Raw genomic sequence first — 20,407 nt, 5'->3', positions numbered from 1 at the left:
ACCATGCGCATCAGTACCAACCAGATCCAGCTCAGCATGCTCGATAACCTGCAATACGGTTTCGGCGAGTATGCTCGCCTCGATCGCCAGATCTCCTCAAACAAACGCATTCTGCAGCCTTCGGATGATCCGGTGGGTAGCGTGCAACTGCTTGGACTCAAGAAAGAGCAGGTGGCGATGGAGCAGTATCAGAAGAACATCGCCAACGCCAAAAGCCAGCTCTCTCAGGGTGAAATCCAGCTGGAGTCCATGACCAATATGCTGATGCGGCTGCGCGAACTGACCCAGACCGCGGCAACCGGCTCCTTGTCGGAAGATGATCGTCGCGCCATCGCGACTGAAGTCGGAGTCATCAAGGAGGGACTGTTCGATCTGGCCAATGCGCGCAACGAGAGTGGCTCCAGCCTGTTTGCAGGTAGCCAGGTCAATCAGACCACACTCGTGAAAAATGCCAGCGGTGATTACGTCTATCAGGGTGATGCTCTGGTGCGTGAGGTCAGCATCGCCAAGGGGGTCACGGTCGGTCTCAACCAGACGGCAGACAAACTGTTCATCGACAACGGCGATTTCTTCAAGCAGCTCGATACCATGGTTGCCGCGATAGAGAGCGGAGCACCCGATGCAGCCGATCAGGCGCGCAGCATGCTGGATCGCAGCAAGGTGCTGCAGGACGATATCAGCCAGATGGTGAGTACCATCGGCGCTCGCATGAACCTGCTTGATCAGGTCGATGAGGGGCATACCGAGAAGGGGACCTATAGCAAGGAAGTGAGCAATCAGATAGAGTCCCTCGACTATGCCAGTGCCGTTACCCAGCAGGCCCATGTGCTGATGGCCTTGCAAGTGCAGCAACAGGCATTTGCCAAGGTTAACGGATTGAGCCTCTTCAACTACATGCCATAACGTCAGGCGCAAGGAGTCATGATGCAGATTCAGCAAACCCGTCCGGGTGGTGTGGCCGAGACGCCCGCTCAACCGCGGCTGCACGGACGCTTGACTGCTCAGGACACATCCCGACCGGCAAAAAAAGTTGAGCGCCAGCCCAATATTGTCCGGCTCGACCGTTGGGCATTGATCGGGACGGCCCAGCAGCGGATCGCCCATGCCCAGGGTGGTGAGCTGGCATTAAGCCAGGTTTGGGGCGAGCTGAAGCGGCTGGAACAACAGCTGGGTCAGCATCGTGAGGCCGGCGGCGATCTGGTGACACGTCTCAAGCAGCTGGAAGACAAGCTCACCCGGCCACAAGCGCCCCTGACCTCGGAGTTGAAGCCGCGTTTGTTGACCTCGGCCGCCGAGAGCCGGGTTCATTACAGTGCCGATCGGCTCGATCTGCTAAGTCCCAAGGCAAGTGCCGAGCGTCTGGTGTTCTCTTTCCCGCAAACCGCCAGTGCCATCGAGGTGACCCTACCAGCAGGAGCCAATGAGGCAGATGTCGCATCCAGGCTCGATCGGGCGCTGCGCAAAGAGCACATTCAGGCGCGTCTCAACGAGTTGGGCAAGCTGGAACTGAGCGTTCCGGAGTTGCATCGGCGCAAACTGGACGAGCCTGTTCTGCTTAGTGGGGAAGGCATTCGCATTCCGGCCGGAAACCCTGTTCCGGTACAATTCAAGGCAAAGCCGGGGCAGTTGACCCAGCTGGGCGAAGGTATCGACAAAGGTGAGTTGCGACAGGAGCAACAGCGCCTTAGAAGATTGCTTGGGGAAATCGAACAATCCGTACGGGAGCTGAAGCAGTTCCGCCAGCGGATGGTCAAGCAGCTCGATCGGGTCAAGGCGCGTAGCCAGAACATGAAGCAGCAGGAGCTTGAGCAGCTTCAGGGCAAGCTCAGTGAACAGCTAAAGGATGGCGGTTTCATGGGAACCATGTCTGGTCTGCTGGCTCAGGCCAATGTATCGCGCCAGAATGTGGTGGCTCTGCTGACGTAAGCCCACGTCTTCTTTTTTCTCTCATCCCCTTCTGCAAGTGACATAACACATCATGATCGACTATTTTCCCCAGCACGCAGAGCTTATCGCCCGCCGCTGGCCTGCAGTCTTGGCCTGCCTGCAAGAGCAGGACGTCAACAGCGTTCCTGCCGAACTGGTTGAAGGCCTCAGTTCTACTCTGGCTATCAATGGCATTCAACTGACCAGCCGCCATGACCGGATACGGGAGGCTGAACGGATTGCTGCTATGTCTTCGGCCAAGGAGCCGGAGCTGACCTTGTATGGAACCGGCCTTGGCGATGTCCCGCGTGTATTGCTGAAGCGCAAGCGGCTACGGCGACTGAATATCAAGATCATGAATTCCGCTATCTTTGCGCTGGTCTTGCACCTGACTGAACAACTGGACTGGCTTTCTGACCCCAGAGTGAACCTGTTGCTTGCAGAAGAAAATGAGCTGGTCATGTCGCCTTTTCTTTTCCTCGGTTCGGAATTGGAATTAGCGGATGAATCTGCGGCCAAGATCAGGGATAGAGTCCTTATCCAGAGTCGGCTTGAGGCTATCAATGAACAATTCGGGCAGAGCTGGGTATCAGAGCGTCTGGCTGGCAATTTGGATCTATTGCGTAAAGATGCCGATGTGGCGCAATTATTCGGTACAGCCAAGGGACGGGATGCTTATGTCGTGGCCACGGGGCCGACACTGGCTCATCATCTGAGTGCATTGAAAGCGGTTTATGAACGACCTGAGCGTCCTCTTTTCATCTGTGTCGACACGGCGCTACGCCCTCTGATGTCCCAAGGAATCAAACCCGATATTGTGGTGACCATAGATCGGCATATTCACCTTGGTATCCTGGATCCCCAGCACTCTTCCCATATTGCTCTTGTCTATATCCCCATGGTGGACAACAAGGTGTTGTCACAATGGCAAGGTCCACGTTATGGCGCTTATGAGATGTTGGACACCTATGCTGGCCTACAGAAAAAATTGCGGCGAGCATCACTTTTTACCGGGGGAAGCGTAATTCACCCCGCCACCGATCTGGCAGTCAGGATGGGGGCTCACAACATCACGCTGTTTGGGGCAGACTTCTCCTTTCCTGAAGGTAGAAGTCACACGGGATGGCAGGATGGCGAACTGGGTAGTGATGCTCGCTATGGTCGCCGAACAGTACCTAATGGACATGGTCAGCCAGTCAAAACATTACTCAGCTTCTGCATCTATCTAAATGGCTTGGAAGTTTATATTCAACGCCACCCTGAGGTGAATTTCATGAATAGCAGCCGAGACGGGGCTCGTATTCTGGGTACCAGTTATCAGGAGGAGTTTGCCGGATGATCGATGTGGCCAGTTTCAAGGTAGGTGCTGATGCATTGGCTGCCTTGTTGCGTGAGGGAAATGATGAAGAGGCCTGCTTCGAATGCGGGCGGATGCTTCAATTGCTGACGCCGCTGATGACGAATCTACCAGTCGAGTTGCAATCCTCGTTGCTGCTTCTGTCAAGGCAGTTGTTGCAATGTCAGGTACGTCACGATTGGGTTGGGTTGTCTGACTATCTGGAGTTTGAACTTCCAGTTCTGCTGGATGATATTGATCGCGCCTTGCGTTGATTGTCACTGTGGTTATTCCTACGGGGCTGGCACTTTGTCATCCCCGATATTTTGTCGCGGAGCATGCCCTTCTTCGGCATAAAAAGAAAAATCCCTCTATTTTGTTCAATTTTTTCCAACCCATGGTCGTCCTTCTATTTTGTCTACCTAACAAGCTGCAGTGCAGCGCCTAAATCGAGGAAATAACCATGGGCTTGTCCATTCATACCAACTTTGCTTCCATGACCACCCAGAACCAGCTGAACTCCACCAACAAGATGCTGGGTACCGCCATGCAGCGTCTGGGTACTGGTCTGCGTATCAACTCTGCAGCTGATGATGCTGCCGGTCTGCAAATCGCCACCCGTCTGCAGGCTCAGTCCAACGGTCAAAAAGTGGGCATGCGCAACGCTCAGGATGCCGTATCCATGATCCAGACCGCTGAAGGTGCCATGGACGAGATGACCAACATCACCCAGCGCATGAAGGATCTGGCTACCCAAGCAGCCAACGGTACCAACAGCGATAAAGATATCGCGGCCATGAATTCCGAGTTCAAGGAATTGGGGAAAGAGCTGATTAACATCAGAGACAACACCACTTTCGGTGGCACAGATCTTCTGAAGGCCGGCGGTAAATTCGAAAACGGTGCAGTGTCCTTCCAGATCGGTGCCAGTGCCACCGAGAAGCTGGATCTGAATGCTTCCACCCAAGTGAAAGCTGTCAACACTGCTATCACCAGTGCCGCTGGCGTCACCTTGAGTGCCACTAATGCGACTGCCCAGATCACTGCTATGGACAGCATGCTGGAGAAGATCGGTGAAGCCCGCTCCACCTTCGGTGCCAACATCAACCGTCTGGACCACACTGTCAACAACCTTTCCAACATGAAAGAGAACACCGACATGGCGAACGGTCGCATCATGGATGCCGACTTCGCCCAGGAGAGCACCAACATGACCAAGAATCAGATGTTGATGCAGGCCGGCATGTCCGTGCTGTCCAACTCCAACCAGATGACCGGCATGGTAACTTCCCTGCTGCGTTAACAGTTGATATGGCCGCTCCTATGGGGCGGCTTTTTGTTTAGCAGACACGTGTCGGTTGGAAAGGACTAAAAGGTATTTTCCAACAGGCATGCCAAAGAATAAGGGTGTAATGATGCAAATAGATCCGGCCAGCATGGCAATGCAACTGGTAGCTATCGAGCGCCAGAATATGGACAAGCTGCTGAAAAAGCAGATGGACAGTATCAAGGGGCAGCAGAGTGCAATCAGCACGCTCACGACCAAGCTGTCGAGTTTTCAGACCATGCTCAAGGATCTGAACAAGGCATCCAATCTGCAAGCCCAGAAGGCTACCATGTCCCAAGAAGGGCTCATGACGGTGACGAGCAATGGCAAGGCCAGCTCGGGGCAATACAACTTCTTTGTGGAACAGCTGGCCCAGTCTCATCAGGTTGGTCTCAGCCTGGATAGCGAGACGGCGCCCCTGCCCGCAGATGGCGTCTTCTCTCTGACGGTCAAAGGCAAGAGTGTGGATATCGATCTGGCGAGTTTGCCTGCGGGTGCAACCGTGAAGGATCTGGTTTCTCATATCAACAATGCCAAGGATAACCCCGGTGTTAAAGCCACACTGGTTCGGACCGATGGCAAGGTCAATATGGTGTTGACCAGCAAGGAGAGCGGTGAAGTGAATGCCATCACGGTGAAGTACAGTGGTGATGCAGGCTCTTCTCTAGGAACTGCGGTTGCCAAGCAGAGCGAGATCACCAAAGCCCAGGATGCCAAGTTGCAGATGGGCGGGAACAACCCGTTAACCATCACCTCTGCCAGCAACAAGATTGAAAATGTGGTCGACGGCCTGACCCTCCAGCTCACCAAAGCCCAGAAAAGTGGTGATGCGCCTCTGCAGGTGACTGTCGAACAGGATAAAGAGGCAGTTACAGGCTCTCTCAAGAAGTTTGTAGACAGCTATAACGAGCTGGTCGATGAGCTTGCCAAGATGACGTCAAGTGACCCCAAGGCTCCCGGGGCACTCTCTTCCGATAGTGGTGTCCGCAGCCTCAAGAGCATGCTTGCCAACAGTGTGCGTGATCTGCCCAACGGTCTTAGTCTGAGCAGTCTGGGCATAAAGACTGACAAAACTGGCAAGCTCTCCTTCAACGAGACTGACTTCAACAAGGCGCTGGAGAAGGATCCCGAACTGCTGGGCAAGGCATTGATGGGGGATGATGGTCTACTCAAGCGAATGAGCGATTCTCTGGATCCCTACACCAAACGTGATGGCGCACTCAAAGGTCGCAAGAGTGGCTTGGAAGCCAGTGAAAAGCGGGTGAATGAGCGAATGGAAGCGCTGGATCGCCGTATGAATTCCGCGTATAAGCGCTACCTCAACCAATTTACCACCATGAATCAGATGATGCAGACCATGGGCAACCTGTAACGGGTCTTGCTATTTGGCTGCCTCATCCGGAGCAAGCGAGTTTTACATGTTTGAACATCAAGATGGCTATGATGCCTACCAGTTTGCGGCAACTCAGGCCAAGGCTGCGAGTGCGGATCCACATCAGCTGGTGTTGATGCTGATGGATGGCCTGCTCGACGAAATGGCCAGAGCAGAGGGGCATATTCAAGCCCGCCAGTTTGAACGCAAAGGACAGGCAATCAGCAAGTGTCTGCAGATCCTGGGGGGGCTCGACAGCGCACTCGACATGGAGAAGGGCGGTGAGCTCGCCAGCAATCTGCATCGTCTCTATGACTACTGCGGTCAGCGTCTGTTCGAGATCAGCGTCTCCAACGATATTGCCGGTTTTGCCGAAGTGCGCCGCATCCTGCTGGAGCTGAAAGAGGGCTGGGAAGCGATGGCTCGTCATCCGCGCTAAGGCGGAAGTCCCTCTTCCTCTCATGCGGGCGAAAACCGCCTGTGCGCTCCGAAATACCCGAGTTCCATATATGGCCTGCTCCTTGCTAGTTGGCTGAGCTGTTTTCTTTGGGAGCAATAGCATGCCACTGATTGGGTCAACCCACCTTCCAGCCGAGCTGGATAAACGCCAGCGTCAACTGCTTGGCCTGGGCCGCCTGATTTTGCAGCAGGCTCATGCCGGTCAGTGGGATGCCGTTCGTTTATCCGATAGCAAGTTGGCCAGATTTGCCGAGATCATGGCCAAAGAGCCTGAGCTGTGGGCCTCATTGTCTGCTGCGCGAGCGCAGGTTCGCAGCTGGCATCAGGAGGCACAACAGCTGTGCCGGCAAGAGATGACCTTGCGTGAGCGCGAATGGCATGAGCTGTCCCGGAAGAGAGAAGGTTTGCAAGCATACGGAGAGGTGCAGGAGTGGGCATGATTCAGTTTTCCGGTCCCGATGCATCGGCGATGCCGGAACAGAGCGGTTTTACCCGTCTTGCTCGTCAGCCGGAGGATCAGGGGGGATTATTTCCGCCCCTTGACCTGTTGATGGAAGGGGGATCTCTTGCTCCTGCGACTAAAGAAATAAAGGAAGAGGTAGAACAGGATGAACCGGATGAGGTTGCTGACAATGCAACGGCTCGGCTGGACGCATTCAGTAATATGCTTCCCCCATTTCTTTTGCATGAGGCAGGTACGAGAGCCGCAATCGTCTCTTCCAACGTGGCTGCTGCCACTGCTGGCAATGTAGAGTCCGGCGACGATGTGCAGGGCAGCACACCCTCTGTCTCTGCCGCCCTGCGGGCGCTATCTGCGTACAAGCAGCCGGAAACGGACAAGAGTCAGCCTGTCATGGAGACGCCTGTCTCTGGCAACAAGGAGCGAGTCGATCGCGCAGCTACTGATTTTTCTAGTTTAATGCTGGCTCGTCCCTCGGCGCGCAGTGATGACGCAGCCATACGCGAGAAGACGATCGCCGGCATGCAGAGCCTGCTGGGGGTTGAGCGTGCAGGGGAGCGGGAGTCCGGTGTTCCTGACCTCAAAGGTATTGTGAGCAATCAGATATCAGTGCCTGCACCGAAAGTTGCCGAATATCAGTGGGCTCCGGTCAAACTGGCCGAGCCCCAGGTGCAGTGGGGGCAGCAACTGGTCGATGTGCTCAAGGACAAGGTCGAGCTGCAGGTGAACCAGCAGATCAAACAGGCTCATATTCGCCTGGATCCTCCCGAGCTGGGTCGACTCGAACTGACCGTTCGGGTCGAGGGTGATCGGCTCAATGTTCAACTCAATGTGACCAACCCGGCCGTTCGGGACGCGCTGATCCAGTCGATGGAGCGGTTGCGCATGAGTTTGGCTCCTCACCATGCCGGTGGAGTTGAAGTCAACGTCGGGCAGGGCGGTGGACAAGGCGATGCGCAAGGAAAGTGGCAGCAGGAAAAAATCCTGGCGGGCCGTCGCCAATGGCAAGATGAATTTGAAACTGCCGGGCAGGATGAGCGTGCATGGCTCAACACCCTGGTGTGACCTAAACCGGCTAAATCGAGAGTGAAATCAAAATGATGCGCCGTATCATGAAGTGGTTGATGTTGGTTGTCATGGCTCTTTGCCTGTTGCTTGTACTTGCCTATGGCGCCTATCTCAAGCGCGATACCATTGCCGTCTGGCTCGGTCTTGAAGAGCCCAAGCCAGAGTTGAGTGCCACTCCGTTGTTCAAGCCGATGGAGCGCTTCGTCATCAGTCTGGATGGCGGGGTTGAGTCTCACTATCTGGTACTTGAGCTGGCTCTGGTGACTCACAACAAGGCGCATCTGAACACGCTGAACGAGCTGACACCACTCATCCGGAACGCCATGGTGCAGTATTTCAGTCACCGTACCCACGATGATGTGAAAAAAGAGCTGCAGAATATCACCTCTTTGCAGGGTTCCCTGCTCGCCAAACTGGTCACCACCTTGCAAGGTTACGGTTACAAGACCTACCTCGACGAAGTGCTAATCACCAAGGTTCTGGTGCAATAAGACAGATATGATCGATGTCGACTGGGATGCCCCTCACGAGTTCACTTCTTCTCCGCCACGTACCGGCGAGCAGGCCATTCTGACCCGCTATCTGCCGCTCGTTAAGCGAGCCGCCAGCCACCTGCGCAGCCAGGTTTCCGCCTGCTTTGATCAGGAGGATATGGAGCAGGTCGGCATGATGGGGTTGCTGGAGGCCTGGCGTCGTTACGGTAGCGAACCGGATGTCCAGTTTGAAAGCTATGCCTTCAAGCGGATCCGGGGCGCCATGCTCGATGAATTGCGTCGACTCGACTGGCGGCCTCGTCAACTGCGCCAGCAGGTACATAGCCACAATCAAGTCCAGCGAGACCTGCATAACCGGTTGGGCCGGGCGCCAACCGAGCAAGAGCTTGCCGCTGCGTTGAACTGCACCATCGAAGAGGTACGCCAGCTGGCATATGCCAGTCAGGCTGAGGCTTTGCAGAGCCTTGAAGAGTGGCTGGAAAATGGCGGAAGGGCGCCAGCAACCGAATCAGATGATGTCGATATGGCCATGACCATCAGCAAGGCGCTGACTCTCCTCGACAAGCGGGAACAGCTGCTGCTCTCTCTCTACTATCAGCAGGAGCTGAATATGAAAGAGATTGCGCTAGTGCTGGGGCTGACCGAGTCGCGGGTTTGCCAATTGCACAAGCAATGTGTACTTCAGCTCAAGCAGCGATTGGTCGACTCCATATAGTAGTGCCCCATGATTCGTGGGGGTGGTTGTAGAATTCGGGAGCATTCATGCAAAAACAGATTGGCATCGGCGTCATATTAATATGCGTGCTGGGCGGCTTCATGATGGCAGGTGGCAACCTTGCGGCTTTATGGCAGCCAGCCGAGCTGATCATTATTGTGGGTGCTGCTGCCGGTTCCATGTTTCTTGGCAACTCGAAAGAGGTGATGCACGAGATGTGGGCGCAGTTGAAGATGTGCTTCAAGCCCAACAAGGAAGAGCGTGAGGTCTACCGCGAGTTGCTTACGCTGATGCACCAGTTGCTGGAGGAGACGCGCAACAAGGGGATGAAAGCGCTGGACGAGCACATTGAAAACCCCCAGCAAAGCTCGGTGTTCCTGATGTACCCGCAAATTTCGGAAGATCCCCAGTTGCTCGGTTTTATCATCGACAACCTTCGTCTGCTGGGGATGGGCAAGATCACTCCTCATGAGCTCGATACCATCCTGGAGCAGGAGATCATGGCGATTGAGGAGGATATGCTCAAGCCTGCCCATGCACTTCACAAAACCGGCGAGGCCTGCCCCGGCTTCGGTATTTTGGCGGCTGTTATGGGGATCATTATCACCATGCAGCAACTCGATGGTCCTCTGAGCAATATCGGTGTGCATGTGGCGGCGGCACTGGTGGGTACCTTTATCGGTATTTTCCTCTGCTACTGTCTGCTCGAACCCATCAGTAACGCTATGGAAGAGATGGTCAAACGCCGGGTCGGTCTGCTGATGTGCATCAAATCCATTCTGATTGCCCAGCTACGTGGCAAGACGCCTCTGCTGGCGGTCGATTCCGGCCGGAAAATTCTCGAACCTGATGTCAAACCCAGCTTCCTGGAACTGGAAGACTGGGTGACCAACAGGGCGATGTAATGCGCAACCACGAACAGATCATCGTCAAGCGCCAGCAGAGGCGTAACAGCTCCCCCAAAAGTGGAGGGGCATGGAAAGTGGCATTTGCCGACTTTACTCTGGCCATGATGGCGTTTTTCATGGTGCTCTGGATCCTGGCAGTCTCCAACCAGGAGGAGCGGGAGATGGTAGCCAGCCGCTTGCGCGATTACAGCATCATGGATAATGAGGCCAACCCGTTTGATATTCGCAATAGCCCCTATCCGGTCGATCTGGGCGGCAATCCTTCGGTCATCGATGAGCTCAATCCCAAGTTTGATCAGAAGGGACAGCTGACCCCCAGACATATGGATCGCAATCAGAGCATCTTTTCTGATGGGCCCGGGGGGGGATACGAGCAGCTACTGGTCGGCAAGCTGGAAGGTGAGCACCAGATGAAGCAGCTTGCCGGGTTTATCGGTAATCTTGCTGAGCAAATGCAGGCGAAGAACAATCTGGAGATTCAGATTGTGCCGCAAGGTTTGCGTATTCTGATCCGTGATGACGCCGATCGCGAAATGTATAGCCGCGGCAGTGCCCGTATTAGCCCCTTCTTTCGTCATATGCTGATGGCGCTTGCCCCGATTTTTCAGCGGGTGGAAAACCGGGTCATGATCTCGGGTCATACCGACAGCACCCCTTTCGCGGGTGAAAACTACAGCAACTGGGAGCTTTCATCGGATCGCGCCATGATGGCGAGACGAGTGTTGCTGGCGGGGGGCATGCCGCCAGAGCGCATTGCCCAGGTGGTGGCCATGTCTGACACCATGCTGGAAGATAGCGAAAATCCACAGGGTAGCCGGAACCGTCGTATCGAGTTGCTGATTATGACGACCAGAGCGGAACAGAATCTGGAGCAGCTGTTCAGTGCCGAGACCAAAGCAGCAGCCACTCAAGCCAAGGAAAAGACAGTTAATGGACGCCCCTGAAACAGAGTTTCTGTTCCATACCGCACACAATGACCCGAGAAGAAAGGTGCCTCGCTGGTATCTCCATGATGGCGCTACACCCTTCGAATCGCAGAGTTGTGGTATTGCAGCTCGCCTGTTGATATCCGGTTTGCTGTTTGACAAGAGCATTGGCCGGGCCGTCATCAAGGATATCGGGCCGGGTGGGGTGGGCTTTCTTGCTCCTGCCAGATTCATTTTGCCCGAGACAGTAACCCTTTCTCTGTTGCCACGCATTACACTGACATGCCGCATCACCCATCGCCGCCCCATTGGCCAGCACCTCTGTTTTTATGGGGCGCGCTGGTCACATCCGGAGCAAATTGACCTTGCGCCGGTATTGAGCCATTGGCGGCACAGCTTCAGGGTACCGCAATCAACGGCCGCTTCAGAGTCATCCCAAGAGGATCAGGCTGACGTTCCAGCCTGAGCTCACCACGGCTCATATCAAGCCCTCTGGCTGTCTTCAGCAGCAGCGGGTCATGCAGGCTCTCCAGCGAAACGGCTTTGAAGATGAGCTTGCCGCTGCCCCGCTGTGGTGTCGTGACCGGGGCTTTTGCTTTGCTGTAAACAACCGGGCAATTGGTTATTCCTGCCGGTACCGGGAGCTGCCATGCCGGATTCCATCGGCTGGCCTCATTCATGGATACACCTTTGGCCTGAGCCCAGGCAGGCAGCGAACAGCCTTCCGGATTGCGAAAAACCTTCAGGTCGTTGCCACTTTTCCATGGCGGCAACTGGAAGTGGTGGATACTTGCCATGTCGAGTACTCTGGCAAGGGCAATAAAGCGAGCAACGTAAACCCGCGTTTCCGCCGGCAGATCCAGAGCCCAGATATTTCGGGTGCCAGCTTTCAATACCGCATTCAGCACTCGCCCTTCTCCAGCGTTATAAGCAGCCAGCGCCAGCAACCAGTCCCCGCCAAAGAAACGAGAGAGCCAGCCAAGGTAAGTCAGAGCTGCGTCGGTTGCCAATGGCAGTGAATAACGGCCATCGAATGAACTATTGATAGGCACGGCAAAACGCCTGGCCGTATCGGGCATGAGTTGCCAGGGGCCTGCTGCGCCAGCGGCAGAGACAACATCAAGGCGGTAGCTGCTTTCCAGCAAAGGGACAAAAGCCAGCAGGGGCGGAAGTTTGCGTTCCTGCACCTGTTCCGAGATCCAGCGGATGATGGGTTGGGTTTCGGCAAGACGTTGTTGCAGATAGGGGCGCTGGGCAAGCAGAAAGGCTTGCTGTTGACTAACCAGCTCGACCCCCTCTCCACGTATCGGAGGAGGGAAGCCGGTTTGCCATTGATAATTGTTATAAGCGTGACAAGATGTGGATGTTATTAACATCGCGCTTAGTAAAAAGAAAATGAACCTGGTCATTGTGAATTTGTTGAACAAGGATCGCACAATAATAAAAACATCATGTATCTCAACAGTTTTCTGAATTTAGGGTCGTCTGATCATGTGTAATCCAGGACGTGGCAAGCATGATAACACGAGTAAAAAAGAGCCCAAATGCAGGTAAAGCAATCCAGAAGTTTTTGCTATATCTGATCCTCGCCAATTTTATTCTCATGGGGCTTTACATCGCGTTTGCCCACGAGCTGACCTTTGCCGTCAATATCCTGCTGACTACGCTGCTGATAATTTACAACCTGCTGCTTTGTCATCTGGTCTCTTTGCGTGCCCGCCGTTCCAAAGATGGCTATATCATCTATCCGGTGATCTGCGTCAGTATTTTGCTCTGCGCCGTTGTGCTGTTCCGTTTCATCATCTCTCCCAGATAGTAACCGCTCACCCACAGCTTTTTTATTAATCGTATTTTCTGTCGCCACAAATAACTCGTGGAAAATCAACCCACTCAATCCGTAACCCGCAAATGCTGCGTCAATATGTTCCCTCTGGCCGATCTCCTTGCTTGAAAAGCCCCCTCCACGTCCTTAAACTTCAAGGTGGGGAAAAGTGGATCAAAGTGGTTTTAAAAGGGGCGGCTCGCCCGTTTACTCACCTTCAGGGACAGAAATTTGTTGCGTGGCGCTCACGCCATCAGCCTGGACAGCAAAGGGCGACTGGCGATTCCGACCAAGTTTCGTGACTGGCTGCGCGATGAAAGCGACGGCCAGCTGGTCTGCACCATCGATATTGCCCACCCCTGTCTGCTGCTTTACCCCCTGAACGAGTGGGAAGAGGTCGAGCGCAAGCTCAAGACCCTTTCCAGCATGAATCCCGCCGAACGCCGCTTGCAGCGGCTGTTGCTCGGGCATGCGACCGAATGCGAGCTGGATGGCAATGGCCGTCTGCTGCTCAGCCAGCCACTGCGCAACCATGCGGGGCTGGACAAGAAGATCATGCTGGTGGGCCAGCTCAACAAATTTGAGCTGTGGGATGAAGCCCGCTGGCAGCAACAGGTCAATGACGACATCTTGGGTCTGCCCGGGGACGATTGGGCAAGCTCACCACGACTACAGGATTTCTCTTTATAAATGACCCAAGCCGCTGAACACATCACAGTGCTGCTGCACGAAGCCGTCGAAGGTCTGGCCATCAAGCCGGACGGTATCTATGTCGACGGTACTTTTGGCCGTGGTGGTCATTCTCGTCTGATCCTGCAACACCTTGGCCCTAACGGCCGTTTGATCGCCATCGATCGCGATCCGCAGGCGATCGCCGAGGCTGCCAAGATCCAGGATCCGCGTTTCGAGATTGTGCATGGCCCCTTCTCCGGTATCACCAGCTATCTCAGCAAGCGCGGTTTGCTGGGCAAGGTGGACGGTTTTCTGCTCGATCTGGGGGTTTCATCTCCCCAGCTGGATGATGCCGAACGTGGCTTCAGCTTTATGAAAGACGGTCCGCTCGATATGCGGATGGACCCCACTTCCGGTCAGAGCGCCGCCGAGTGGCTGGCCAAGGCTGATGTAGACGATATCGCCTGGGTATTGAAGACCTTCGGTGAGGAGCGTTTTGCCAAGAAGATTGCCCGCGCCATCGTGCACGACCGGGTTACCGAGCCTTACGTGCGCACCCGCCAGCTGGCCGAGATGATTGCCCGGGTCAATCCGAGCAAGGAGAAGGGCAAGCACGCCGCGACCCGCAGCTTCCAGGCTATCCGCATCTACATCAACAGTGAGCTGGACGAGATCGAAACCGCGCTCAACGGTGCGCTGGAGGTGCTGGCTCCGCACGGTCGTCTGTCGGTGATCAGCTTCCATTCGCTGGAGGACCGCTTGGTGAAGCATTTTATTCGCAAGCACGAGAAAGGACCGGAAGTACCCTACGGCATTCCGTTGACCGAGGCCCAGCTGGCTGGCGGTCGCAAATTGAAGTCGGTCGGCAAGGCTCTCAAGCCTTCTGATCATGAAGTGTCGGAAAATACCCGGTCGCGCAGCTCTGTGCTGCGGGTCGCCGAGCGTCTGGCGGAGTAAGCAATGAGCGAAGTGCGTGTCCACCTTGCCAAGGAGATCGTTGCGGATCTCTGGCGGCACAAGCTGCAGATCCTGTTGTCGGTCGCCGTACTGGTGACTGCATTTGCCGTGATCCTGGTGACCAACATGACGCGCGGCCTGACTGCCAAACAGAACGACCTGATGGCCGAAGAGGATCGCCTCAATATCGAATGGCGTCACCTCCTGCTGGAGCAGGGCACCCTGGCAGAACATTCCCGGGTGGCCACTCTGGCGATGGATAAGTTACAAATGGGTCGCCCTCTGGTGACCACCGAGAAGGTAATTACCCTGCCATGAAACGCAAGGCTACAGCCAAAGCTGCCAAAGCGAACGTCAAAGCGCCCTCGATCTATCCGTGGCGCTTTCGCACGCTGGTCGTATTCATCGGCATCGCATTTGTTGGGCTGATCCTGCGACTGGCCTGGATCCAGGTGATCAACCCTGACCGCCTGCGCCAGGAGGGGGACATGCGCTCCCTGCGTACCACCTCTACCCAGGCGGTGCGCGGCATGATCACCGATCGCAACGGTGAACAGCTGGCTGTATCCGTGCCGGTCGAAGCGGTCTGGGCAGACCCCAAGACGGTGCACGAGTCTGGCGCGATTCACAACGAGCGAGCCTGGATGGCGCTCTCTGCCGTGCTCAAGATCGACATCAATACCCTAAAACAACGGATCGCCAATCCCAGCAAGCGTTTTGTCTATCTGCAGCGTCAGGTGACCCCTGCCGTTTCGGAATATATCAAGGGGCTCAAGCTGGGTGGTGTCTATCTGCGTCCCGAGTCGCGCCGTTTCTATCCGACTGGCGAGATCAGTGCCCATCTGGTTGGGGTGACCAACATCGATGGCCACGGTATCGAAGGTATCGAGCGCAGCTATGACGAGTGGCTGACCGCAACACCGGGCGAGATGCGGGTGCGCAAGGATCGTCAGGGGCGGGTCATCGAACGCCTTGGCATCGTCAAGGAGGGCAAGAACGCCAACGATCTGCAGCTCAGTATCGATCAACGGGTACAGGCGCTGGCTTATCGTGCGCTCAAGCGGGCCACCGACGAGAACAAGGCGACATCCGGCTCCATGGTGATGCTGGATATCAAGACCGGTGAAGTGCTCGCCATGGTCAACACCCCCTCCTACAACCCGAACAACCGCGGTCAGTATCAGAGCTTCCGGGTGCGCAACCGGGTGGTCACCGATACCTACGAGCCGGGCTCCACTGTCAAACCATTGATTTTGCTCAGTGCCTTGCAAGCTGGAGTTACCAGCTGGAAAGACTTCATTCAGGGCGGGCCGCTCTTTATCGGCGCCAAGCAGATTAAGGATGTCAGTATCCACCGGGCGACCAACCTCTACGACATTCTGCGCTACTCCTCCAACATCGGTATGTCGCGCATCGCACTGCGGATGCCGGCGCAGGAGATGATCAATACCCTCAGCATGTTTGGCTTCGGCATGGATACCGGTAGCGGCCTGATGGGCGAGAGCAGCGGCATGCTGCCCCAGCGTCGCCGCTGGTCCGATATCGAGCGGGCGACTCTTTCGTTTGGTTATGGTCTGCGGGTTACCCCGCTGCAACTGGCTTCTGCCTACGCCACCCTGGCCAACAAGGGCAAGCGGGTGCCCATCTCCATCGTCAAGGTCACCACGCCGCCCAAGGGTGAGCAGGTGATCGACCACAACAACGCCTCCGCCATGCTGCAGGCACTGGAGTATGTGGTCGATAACGCCATTCCCAAGGCCAAGATCCCGGGCTACCGGGTAGGCGGCAAGAGTGGTACCGCCAAGGTCGCCGTTGCAGGTGGCTATGGCAAGGATTACATGGCCTGGTTTGCCGGCTTCGCCCCGGCCAGTGATCCCCGTTTCGTCATGGTGGTGGTAATCAACGAGCCAAAAGGCAGCGCCTACTATGGTGGCGCCGTGGCGACCCCGCCGTTTGCAGAGGCCATGGGCGGGGTACTGCAACTTTTCAATATTCGTCCGGATGCGGTACCCCCTTCGGTACCCACCAAACTCGCCAGTACGGAGGCTCCTGTTGCACCGCGCACTTGATTCATTCCTGCGCCCCTTCGGCATTACGGCGCCGGCGCTTGCCCTGACCGATATCCAGCTGGATAGCCGGCGGGTCGGCCCCGGCTCTCTCTTCGTGGCCATTCGCGGCCATCAGGTGGACGGCAGACGGTTTATCGAACAGGCGGTGGCTCAGGGAGCGACCGCTGTTGTGTTTGAGGAGGACGGTGAATTTATTGCGCCAGCAGTTTCCGTTCCCTGCATCGGGATGCGCGATTTGCCTGCTCATCTCTCCGCCCTCGCAGGCTATTTCTACGATCAGCCAGCCAAAAAACTGGAGCTGGTGGGGATCACGGGGACCAACGGCAAGAGCACAACAGCGCTGCTGGTCGCCAACTGGCGCACTCTGCTGGGTGGCAAGGCTGGCGTGATGGGTACCATCGGCAACGGTCTGTTTGGCAACCTGATCGAAGCGGAAAACACCACTGGCAGCGCCGTTCAGGTGCAAGCCAATCTGGCCGCCCTGCAAGAGCAGGGGGCGGATCTGGTGGCGATGGAGGTCTCCAGCCACGGTCTGGTGCAACATCGGGTTGCCGCCTTGCCGTTTGCTGCCGCGGTCTTCACCAATCTGAGTCGGGATCACCTCGACTACCACGGCTCCATGGAGGCCTATGGTGCCGCCAAGGAGCAACTGCTGCAGCTGGTCGATGAGCCGAATGCGGTGATCAACCGGGATGACGAATTGGGTGCCAAGTGGCTCGAAAAATATCCCTTAGCTGTGGCGTTCAGCGTTAATGGCCCGATTGAAAACCATTCCGGCCGTCAGTTAACGGCGCAGCAACTCGATTTTCACCAGCAAGGTTTTCGCGCGCAGATTAACTCCAGCTGGGGGAATGGTGTATTATCCGCCCCCTTGCTCGGGCGCTTCAACGTCAGCAATGTGCTGGCGGCGATGGGGGCCATGTTGGTACTCGGCTATGACATCGACGAGCTGCTGGCAACTGCCCCGAAATTGCAGCCGGTGACCGGTCGCATGGAGTGCTTTGGCGGCGGTGATGCGCCCCTTGCCGTGGTCGATTATGCCCATACTCCGGACGCGCTGGACAAGGCGCTGCAAGCACTGCGCGTGCATTGCAAAGGCCAGCTCTGGTGTCTGGTCGGTTGTGGGGGGGATCGGGATCGCGGCAAGCGCCCCATGATGGCAGCCATGGCTGAACAGTATGCGGATCGCGTGATCCTGACCGACGACAATCCCCGTACCGAGGAGCCGGCCCGGATCATGGCCGACATGGTGGCGGGCCTTCGCGATCCTGCTGCGGTGCAGGTCGAGCACGATCGGGTCAAGGCGATCAACCTGGCTATCCGTCAGGCGAGCAAACAGGACATCATTCTGGTGGCCGGCAAAGGCCACGAGGATTATCAAATCATTGGAACCGACAAGCGGCACTATAGCGACCGGGAAACCGTCGCGGCTGCTTTGCACACATTAATGGAGTCATTCAAATGATGACCCTCAGGCTTGCCGACCTGGCGCAGGTGCTCGATGCCCGTCTGATTGGTGAAGATGGCGAGATTACTGCAGTCAGCACCGATACCCGTACTTTGGGTGCTGGCGCTCTGTTCGTTGCACTGCGCGGCGAGCGCTTCGATGCCCACGACTTTTGCGAGCAGGCGCTGGCTGCAGGGGCCTCTGCTCTGCTGGTCGAGCGCGAACTGCCGCTTGCCATTCCCCAACTGGTGGTAGCCGATACCCTCAAGGGGCTGGGCCGTCTCGGCAAACTGGTGCGTGAGCGCATCAACCCGAAAGTGCTGGCTATCACCGGCAGCTGTGGCAAGACCACGGTGAAGGAGATGGCGACCGCCATCCTGCGTCATGAAGGAGAGGTGCTGGCCACCGCCGGCAACTTCAACAATGAAGTGGGCGTACCGCTCACCCTGCTGCGCCTCGAACCGCAACACAAGTTTGCGGTGATGGAGCTGGGAGCAAACCACAAGGGCGAGATCGCCTGGACTACCTCGCTGGCCAAACCGGATGCCGCCATCATCAACAACGTTGCAGCTGCCCATCTTGAGGGCTTCGGCTCTCTTGAGGGGATCTACCACGCCAAGAGCGAAATTTTTGAGGGCTTGAGCGCCGGCGGCACCGCCATCGTCAACGCCGACAACGAATTCTGGCCGAAGTGGCGCGAGCGTGGCATTCGCTGCGCCTTCTCCATCGAGGATCAGAGCCAGCCGTTCCATGCTCGCGATGTGGTTCTCAACGCTCAGGGTTGTGCCGAGTTCGTTATGGTGACCCCGCAAGGCGAGGTGAGCCTGACTCTGGCGATCCCCGGCCGCCATAACGTGGCCAATGCGCTGGCTGCTGCTGCCGGTACCCTGGCACTCGGTGCTTCTCTGGCCTCGGTCAAAGCCGGTCTGGAGCAGATGGCTCCGGTCAAGGGACGCTTCTGTGTTCAGCACTGGGGCGGTCTGACTCTGGTGGACGATACCTACAACGCCAGCGTGGAGTCCGTGCTGGCGGGCATCGATGCCCTGACCGCCATGAGCGGCTTCAAGGTGCTGGTGTTCGGTGACATGCGGGAACTGGGTGAGGAGTCTGCCGAGCAACATGCCCGGGTTGGCCATCATGCCCGCGAGTGCGGTCTGGATGCCGTGCTGACAGTGGGAGAAGAGAGTCGCCATACCGCAGATGCCGCGGCTGGCCGACATTTCGATAACAAGGCGTCGTTGTTTGAAGTGCTTGCGCAAATGATTAATACACATCAGGAAATTTCGATTCTGGTCAAAGGTGCCCGTGGCTCCCGCATGGAAGATATCGTCAAGATGGTCGTCGACCATCAGGAGTCAGCCGCATGCTAGTCTGGCTGGCTGAACTGCTCACCCCGCACTTAACCTTCTTCAACGTCTTCTCCTACCTGACGTTTCGCGCCATCCTGTCGATCATTACCGGTCTGGGTGTCGCGCTCTGGATGGGGCCGCGCCTCATTCGTCGCCTGCAGATCCTGAAGTTCGGTCAGGTGATTCGCAACGATGGTCCCGAGTCTCACCTCAGCAAGCGGGGTACCCCGACCATGGGTGGCCTGATGATCATTGCCGCCATCTTCACTTCCGTGTTGCTCTGGTGCCGCCTCGACAACCCCTATGTCTGGCTGGTGCTGTTTGTGCTGGGCGCCTACGGTGCCATCGGCTTTGCCGACGACTACCTCAAGGTGGTGCGCAAGAACACTGACGGTCTGATCGCTCGCTGGAAGTACTTCTGGCAATCCGCCGTTGCGCTGGGAGTGGCTGTATTCCTCTATGCCACCGCTACCCACGATGGTCAGACCCAGCTGGTGGTGCCCTTCCTCAAGGATGTGATGCCGCAACTTGGCCTGATGTTCATCCTGCTGACCTACTTTGTCATCGTCGGTACCTCCAATGCGGTCAACCTGACCGATGGTCTGGATGGTTTGGCCATCATGCCGACCGTGATGGTGGCGGGCGGCTTTGCGTTTATCGCCTGGGCAACCGGCAACGTCAACTTCGCCAGTTACCTGCATATTCCCTATGTTCCCTATACCTCCGAACTGGTGATCGTCTGTACCGCCATCGTCGGTGCGGGTCTGGGCTTCCTCTGGTTCAACACCTATCCGGCGCAGGTCTTCATGGGCGACGTCGGTTCGCTGGCGCTGGGCGGCGCGCTCGGTACCATCGCCGTGCTGGTTCGTCAGGAGTTTCTGCTGGTGATCATGGGCGGGGTCTTCGTGATGGAGACCGTCTCGGTGATCCTGCAGGTGGGGTCATACAAGCTGCGCGGCGTGCGGATCTTCCGCATGGCGCCGATCCATCACCACTACGAGAAGAAGGGCTGGCCGGAGCCGCGCGTTATCGTGCGCTTCTGGATCATCACCCTCGTGCTGGTGCTGCTGGGGCTTGCCACCCTGAAGGTGAGGTAAGGC

Annotated in this window: 22 protein-coding genes; 21 read left to right on the top strand and 1 reads right to left on the bottom strand. The window is 56.5% G+C overall.

Going from position 1 to position 20,407, the window contains the following annotated elements:
* Nucleotides 1-3: 3 nt before the first annotated feature.
* The 13 genes from lfgL to lafU all read left to right on the top strand — a co-directional run bounded on the left by lfgL (nt 4) and on the right by lafU (nt 11,009).
* Entirely contained in the window at nt 4-903 is a 900-nt protein-coding gene (gene lfgL / locus WE862_RS02170) for a lateral flagellar hook-associated protein LfgL (RefSeq protein WP_041210158.1), read from the top strand.
* An 18-nt stretch (nt 904-921) separates the two neighbouring features.
* Nucleotides 922-1,926: a hypothetical protein gene (locus WE862_RS02165; RefSeq protein ID WP_225628312.1), complete on the top strand. Its 1,005-nt coding sequence runs from the start codon at nt 922-924 to the stop codon at nt 1,924-1,926.
* Between the two features lie 52 nt (nt 1,927-1,978).
* Nucleotides 1,979-3,265, top strand: a complete 1,287-nt coding sequence (locus tag WE862_RS02160) for a motility associated factor glycosyltransferase family protein (protein WP_042030088.1) — start codon at nt 1,979-1,981, stop codon at nt 3,263-3,265.
* Nucleotides 3,262-3,537: a hypothetical protein gene (locus WE862_RS02155; protein WP_042030086.1), complete on the top strand. Its 276-nt coding sequence runs from the start codon at nt 3,262-3,264 to the stop codon at nt 3,535-3,537. The genes WE862_RS02160 and WE862_RS02155 overlap by 4 nt, the downstream gene beginning before the upstream one ends.
* A gap of 188 nt (nt 3,538-3,725) precedes the next feature.
* Nucleotides 3,726-4,565 carry a lateral flagellin LafA gene (gene lafA, locus WE862_RS02150; RefSeq protein WP_042030085.1) on the top strand — a complete coding sequence of 280 codons (840 nt, stop codon included), beginning with the start codon at nt 3,726-3,728 and terminating at the stop codon, nt 4,563-4,565.
* A gap of 112 nt (nt 4,566-4,677) precedes the next feature.
* Nucleotides 4,678-5,961, top strand: a complete 1,284-nt coding sequence (lafB, locus tag WE862_RS02145; protein WP_042030212.1) for a lateral flagellar capping protein LafB — start codon at nt 4,678-4,680, stop codon at nt 5,959-5,961.
* A gap of 46 nt (nt 5,962-6,007) precedes the next feature.
* Nucleotides 6,008-6,400: a lateral flagellar export chaperone LafC gene (gene lafC, locus WE862_RS02140; protein WP_033115401.1), complete on the top strand. Its 393-nt coding sequence runs from the start codon at nt 6,008-6,010 to the stop codon at nt 6,398-6,400.
* A gap of 121 nt (nt 6,401-6,521) precedes the next feature.
* Nucleotides 6,522-6,860, top strand: a complete 339-nt coding sequence (locus WE862_RS02135; RefSeq protein ID WP_042030084.1) for a hypothetical protein — start codon at nt 6,522-6,524, stop codon at nt 6,858-6,860.
* The gene (locus WE862_RS02130) at nt 6,857-7,945 is read left to right on the top strand and encodes a flagellar hook-length control protein FliK (RefSeq protein WP_269780155.1); all 1,089 of its coding nucleotides are present in this window, start codon (nt 6,857-6,859) and stop codon (nt 7,943-7,945) included. The genes WE862_RS02135 and WE862_RS02130 overlap by 4 nt, the downstream gene beginning before the upstream one ends.
* A gap of 35 nt (nt 7,946-7,980) precedes the next feature.
* Nucleotides 7,981-8,439 (top strand): lateral flagellar basal body-associated protein LafF, encoded by a 459-nt coding sequence (gene lafF / locus WE862_RS02125; protein ID WP_042030211.1) that lies wholly within the window; start codon nt 7,981-7,983, stop codon nt 8,437-8,439.
* A 7-nt stretch (nt 8,440-8,446) separates the two neighbouring features.
* Nucleotides 8,447-9,157 (top strand): lateral flagellar system RNA polymerase sigma factor LafS, encoded by a 711-nt coding sequence (lafS, locus tag WE862_RS02120; protein WP_033115398.1) that lies wholly within the window; start codon nt 8,447-8,449, stop codon nt 9,155-9,157.
* Between the two features lie 47 nt (nt 9,158-9,204).
* Nucleotides 9,205-10,062 (top strand): lateral flagellar motor stator protein LafT, encoded by an 858-nt coding sequence (gene lafT / locus WE862_RS02115; RefSeq protein ID WP_033115397.1) that lies wholly within the window; start codon nt 9,205-9,207, stop codon nt 10,060-10,062.
* The gene (lafU, locus tag WE862_RS02110) at nt 10,062-11,009 is read left to right on the top strand and encodes a lateral flagellar motor protein LafU (protein WP_042030082.1); all 948 of its coding nucleotides are present in this window, start codon (nt 10,062-10,064) and stop codon (nt 11,007-11,009) included. Before lafT ends, lafU begins: the two co-directional genes overlap by 1 nt.
* Before the next feature lie 380 nt (nt 11,010-11,389).
* Here the strand turns inward: lafU and WE862_RS02105 are convergent, their stop codons facing one another.
* The gene (locus WE862_RS02105; protein ID WP_225628452.1) at nt 11,390-12,400 is read right to left on the bottom strand and encodes a lytic transglycosylase domain-containing protein; all 1,011 of its coding nucleotides are present in this window, start codon (nt 12,398-12,400) and stop codon (nt 11,390-11,392) included.
* A gap of 194 nt (nt 12,401-12,594) precedes the next feature.
* On the opposite strand from WE862_RS02105, the gene WE862_RS02100 reads away from it, so the two are divergent.
* From WE862_RS02100 to mraY, 8 genes are all read left to right on the top strand, one after another.
* Nucleotides 12,595-12,807: a hypothetical protein gene (locus tag WE862_RS02100; protein ID WP_225628314.1), complete on the top strand. Its 213-nt coding sequence runs from the start codon at nt 12,595-12,597 to the stop codon at nt 12,805-12,807.
* Nucleotides 12,808-13,044: 237 nt separating this feature from the next.
* Nucleotides 13,045-13,503, top strand: a complete 459-nt coding sequence (mraZ, locus tag WE862_RS02095) for a division/cell wall cluster transcriptional repressor MraZ (RefSeq protein WP_033115394.1) — start codon at nt 13,045-13,047, stop codon at nt 13,501-13,503.
* Entirely contained in the window at nt 13,504-14,442 is a 939-nt protein-coding gene (gene rsmH, locus WE862_RS02090) for a 16S rRNA (cytosine(1402)-N(4))-methyltransferase RsmH (protein ID WP_042033176.1), read from the top strand. It begins immediately after the preceding gene.
* Between the two features lie 3 nt (nt 14,443-14,445).
* Nucleotides 14,446-14,760, top strand: a complete 315-nt coding sequence (ftsL, locus tag WE862_RS02085; RefSeq protein ID WP_005341708.1) for a cell division protein FtsL — start codon at nt 14,446-14,448, stop codon at nt 14,758-14,760.
* Nucleotides 14,757-16,511 (top strand): penicillin-binding transpeptidase domain-containing protein, encoded by a 1,755-nt coding sequence (locus tag WE862_RS02080; protein WP_033115391.1) that lies wholly within the window; start codon nt 14,757-14,759, stop codon nt 16,509-16,511. The genes ftsL and WE862_RS02080 overlap by 4 nt, the downstream gene beginning before the upstream one ends.
* Nucleotides 16,492-17,976 carry a UDP-N-acetylmuramoyl-L-alanyl-D-glutamate--2,6-diaminopimelate ligase gene (gene murE, locus WE862_RS02075; protein WP_042033288.1) on the top strand — a complete coding sequence of 495 codons (1,485 nt, stop codon included), beginning with the start codon at nt 16,492-16,494 and terminating at the stop codon, nt 17,974-17,976. The genes WE862_RS02080 and murE overlap by 20 nt, the downstream gene beginning before the upstream one ends.
* On the top strand, nt 17,973-19,328 hold the full coding sequence (murF, locus tag WE862_RS02070; protein ID WP_042033177.1) for a UDP-N-acetylmuramoyl-tripeptide--D-alanyl-D-alanine ligase: 1,356 nt from the start codon (nt 17,973-17,975) through the stop codon (nt 19,326-19,328). Before murE ends, murF begins: the two co-directional genes overlap by 4 nt.
* Nucleotides 19,322-20,404, top strand: a complete 1,083-nt coding sequence (gene mraY, locus WE862_RS02065; protein ID WP_042033178.1) for a phospho-N-acetylmuramoyl-pentapeptide-transferase — start codon at nt 19,322-19,324, stop codon at nt 20,402-20,404. The genes murF and mraY overlap by 7 nt, the downstream gene beginning before the upstream one ends.
* The last annotated feature ends 3 nt before the right edge of the window (nt 20,405-20,407 follow it).

Origin of the sequence: Aeromonas jandaei, assembly GCF_037890695.1 — a bacterium.
Taxonomy (GTDB): domain Bacteria; phylum Pseudomonadota; class Gammaproteobacteria; order Enterobacterales; family Aeromonadaceae; genus Aeromonas; species Aeromonas jandaei.
Note: the sequence above shows the minus strand (reverse complement) of the source record. Positions and strands in the feature narration are given on the sequence as shown.

What these genes read in the sequence shown, in the direction of transcription:
- lfgL (WP_041210158.1), top strand. Translation starts at nt 4, where the DNA reads ATGCGCATCAGTACCAACCAGATCCAGCTCAGCATGCTCGATAACCTG.
- WE862_RS02165 (WP_225628312.1), top strand. Translation starts at nt 922, where the DNA reads ATGATGCAGATTCAGCAAACCCGTCCGGGTGGTGTGGCCGAGACGCCC.
- WE862_RS02160 (WP_042030088.1), top strand. Translation starts at nt 1,979, where the DNA reads ATGATCGACTATTTTCCCCAGCACGCAGAGCTTATCGCCCGCCGCTGG.
- WE862_RS02155 (WP_042030086.1), top strand. Translation starts at nt 3,262, where the DNA reads ATGATCGATGTGGCCAGTTTCAAGGTAGGTGCTGATGCATTGGCTGCC.
- lafA (WP_042030085.1), top strand. Translation starts at nt 3,726, where the DNA reads ATGGGCTTGTCCATTCATACCAACTTTGCTTCCATGACCACCCAGAAC.
- lafB (WP_042030212.1), top strand. Translation starts at nt 4,678, where the DNA reads ATGCAAATAGATCCGGCCAGCATGGCAATGCAACTGGTAGCTATCGAG.
- lafC (WP_033115401.1), top strand. Translation starts at nt 6,008, where the DNA reads ATGTTTGAACATCAAGATGGCTATGATGCCTACCAGTTTGCGGCAACT.
- WE862_RS02135 (WP_042030084.1), top strand. Translation starts at nt 6,522, where the DNA reads ATGCCACTGATTGGGTCAACCCACCTTCCAGCCGAGCTGGATAAACGC.
- WE862_RS02130 (WP_269780155.1), top strand. Translation starts at nt 6,857, where the DNA reads ATGATTCAGTTTTCCGGTCCCGATGCATCGGCGATGCCGGAACAGAGC.
- lafF (WP_042030211.1), top strand. Translation starts at nt 7,981, where the DNA reads ATGCGCCGTATCATGAAGTGGTTGATGTTGGTTGTCATGGCTCTTTGC.
- lafS (WP_033115398.1), top strand. Translation starts at nt 8,447, where the DNA reads ATGATCGATGTCGACTGGGATGCCCCTCACGAGTTCACTTCTTCTCCG.
- lafT (WP_033115397.1), top strand. Translation starts at nt 9,205, where the DNA reads ATGCAAAAACAGATTGGCATCGGCGTCATATTAATATGCGTGCTGGGC.
- lafU (WP_042030082.1), top strand. Translation starts at nt 10,062, where the DNA reads ATGCGCAACCACGAACAGATCATCGTCAAGCGCCAGCAGAGGCGTAAC.
- WE862_RS02105 (WP_225628452.1), bottom strand. Translation starts at nt 12,400, where the DNA reads ATGACCAGGTTCATTTTCTTTTTACTAAGCGCGATGTTAATAACATCC.
- WE862_RS02100 (WP_225628314.1), top strand. Translation starts at nt 12,595, where the DNA reads ATGGGGCTTTACATCGCGTTTGCCCACGAGCTGACCTTTGCCGTCAAT.
- rsmH (WP_042033176.1), top strand. Translation starts at nt 13,504, where the DNA reads ATGACCCAAGCCGCTGAACACATCACAGTGCTGCTGCACGAAGCCGTC.
- ftsL (WP_005341708.1), top strand. Translation starts at nt 14,446, where the DNA reads ATGAGCGAAGTGCGTGTCCACCTTGCCAAGGAGATCGTTGCGGATCTC.
- WE862_RS02080 (WP_033115391.1), top strand. Translation starts at nt 14,757, where the DNA reads ATGAAACGCAAGGCTACAGCCAAAGCTGCCAAAGCGAACGTCAAAGCG.
- murF (WP_042033177.1), top strand. Translation starts at nt 17,973, where the DNA reads ATGATGACCCTCAGGCTTGCCGACCTGGCGCAGGTGCTCGATGCCCGT.
- mraY (WP_042033178.1), top strand. Translation starts at nt 19,322, where the DNA reads ATGCTAGTCTGGCTGGCTGAACTGCTCACCCCGCACTTAACCTTCTTC.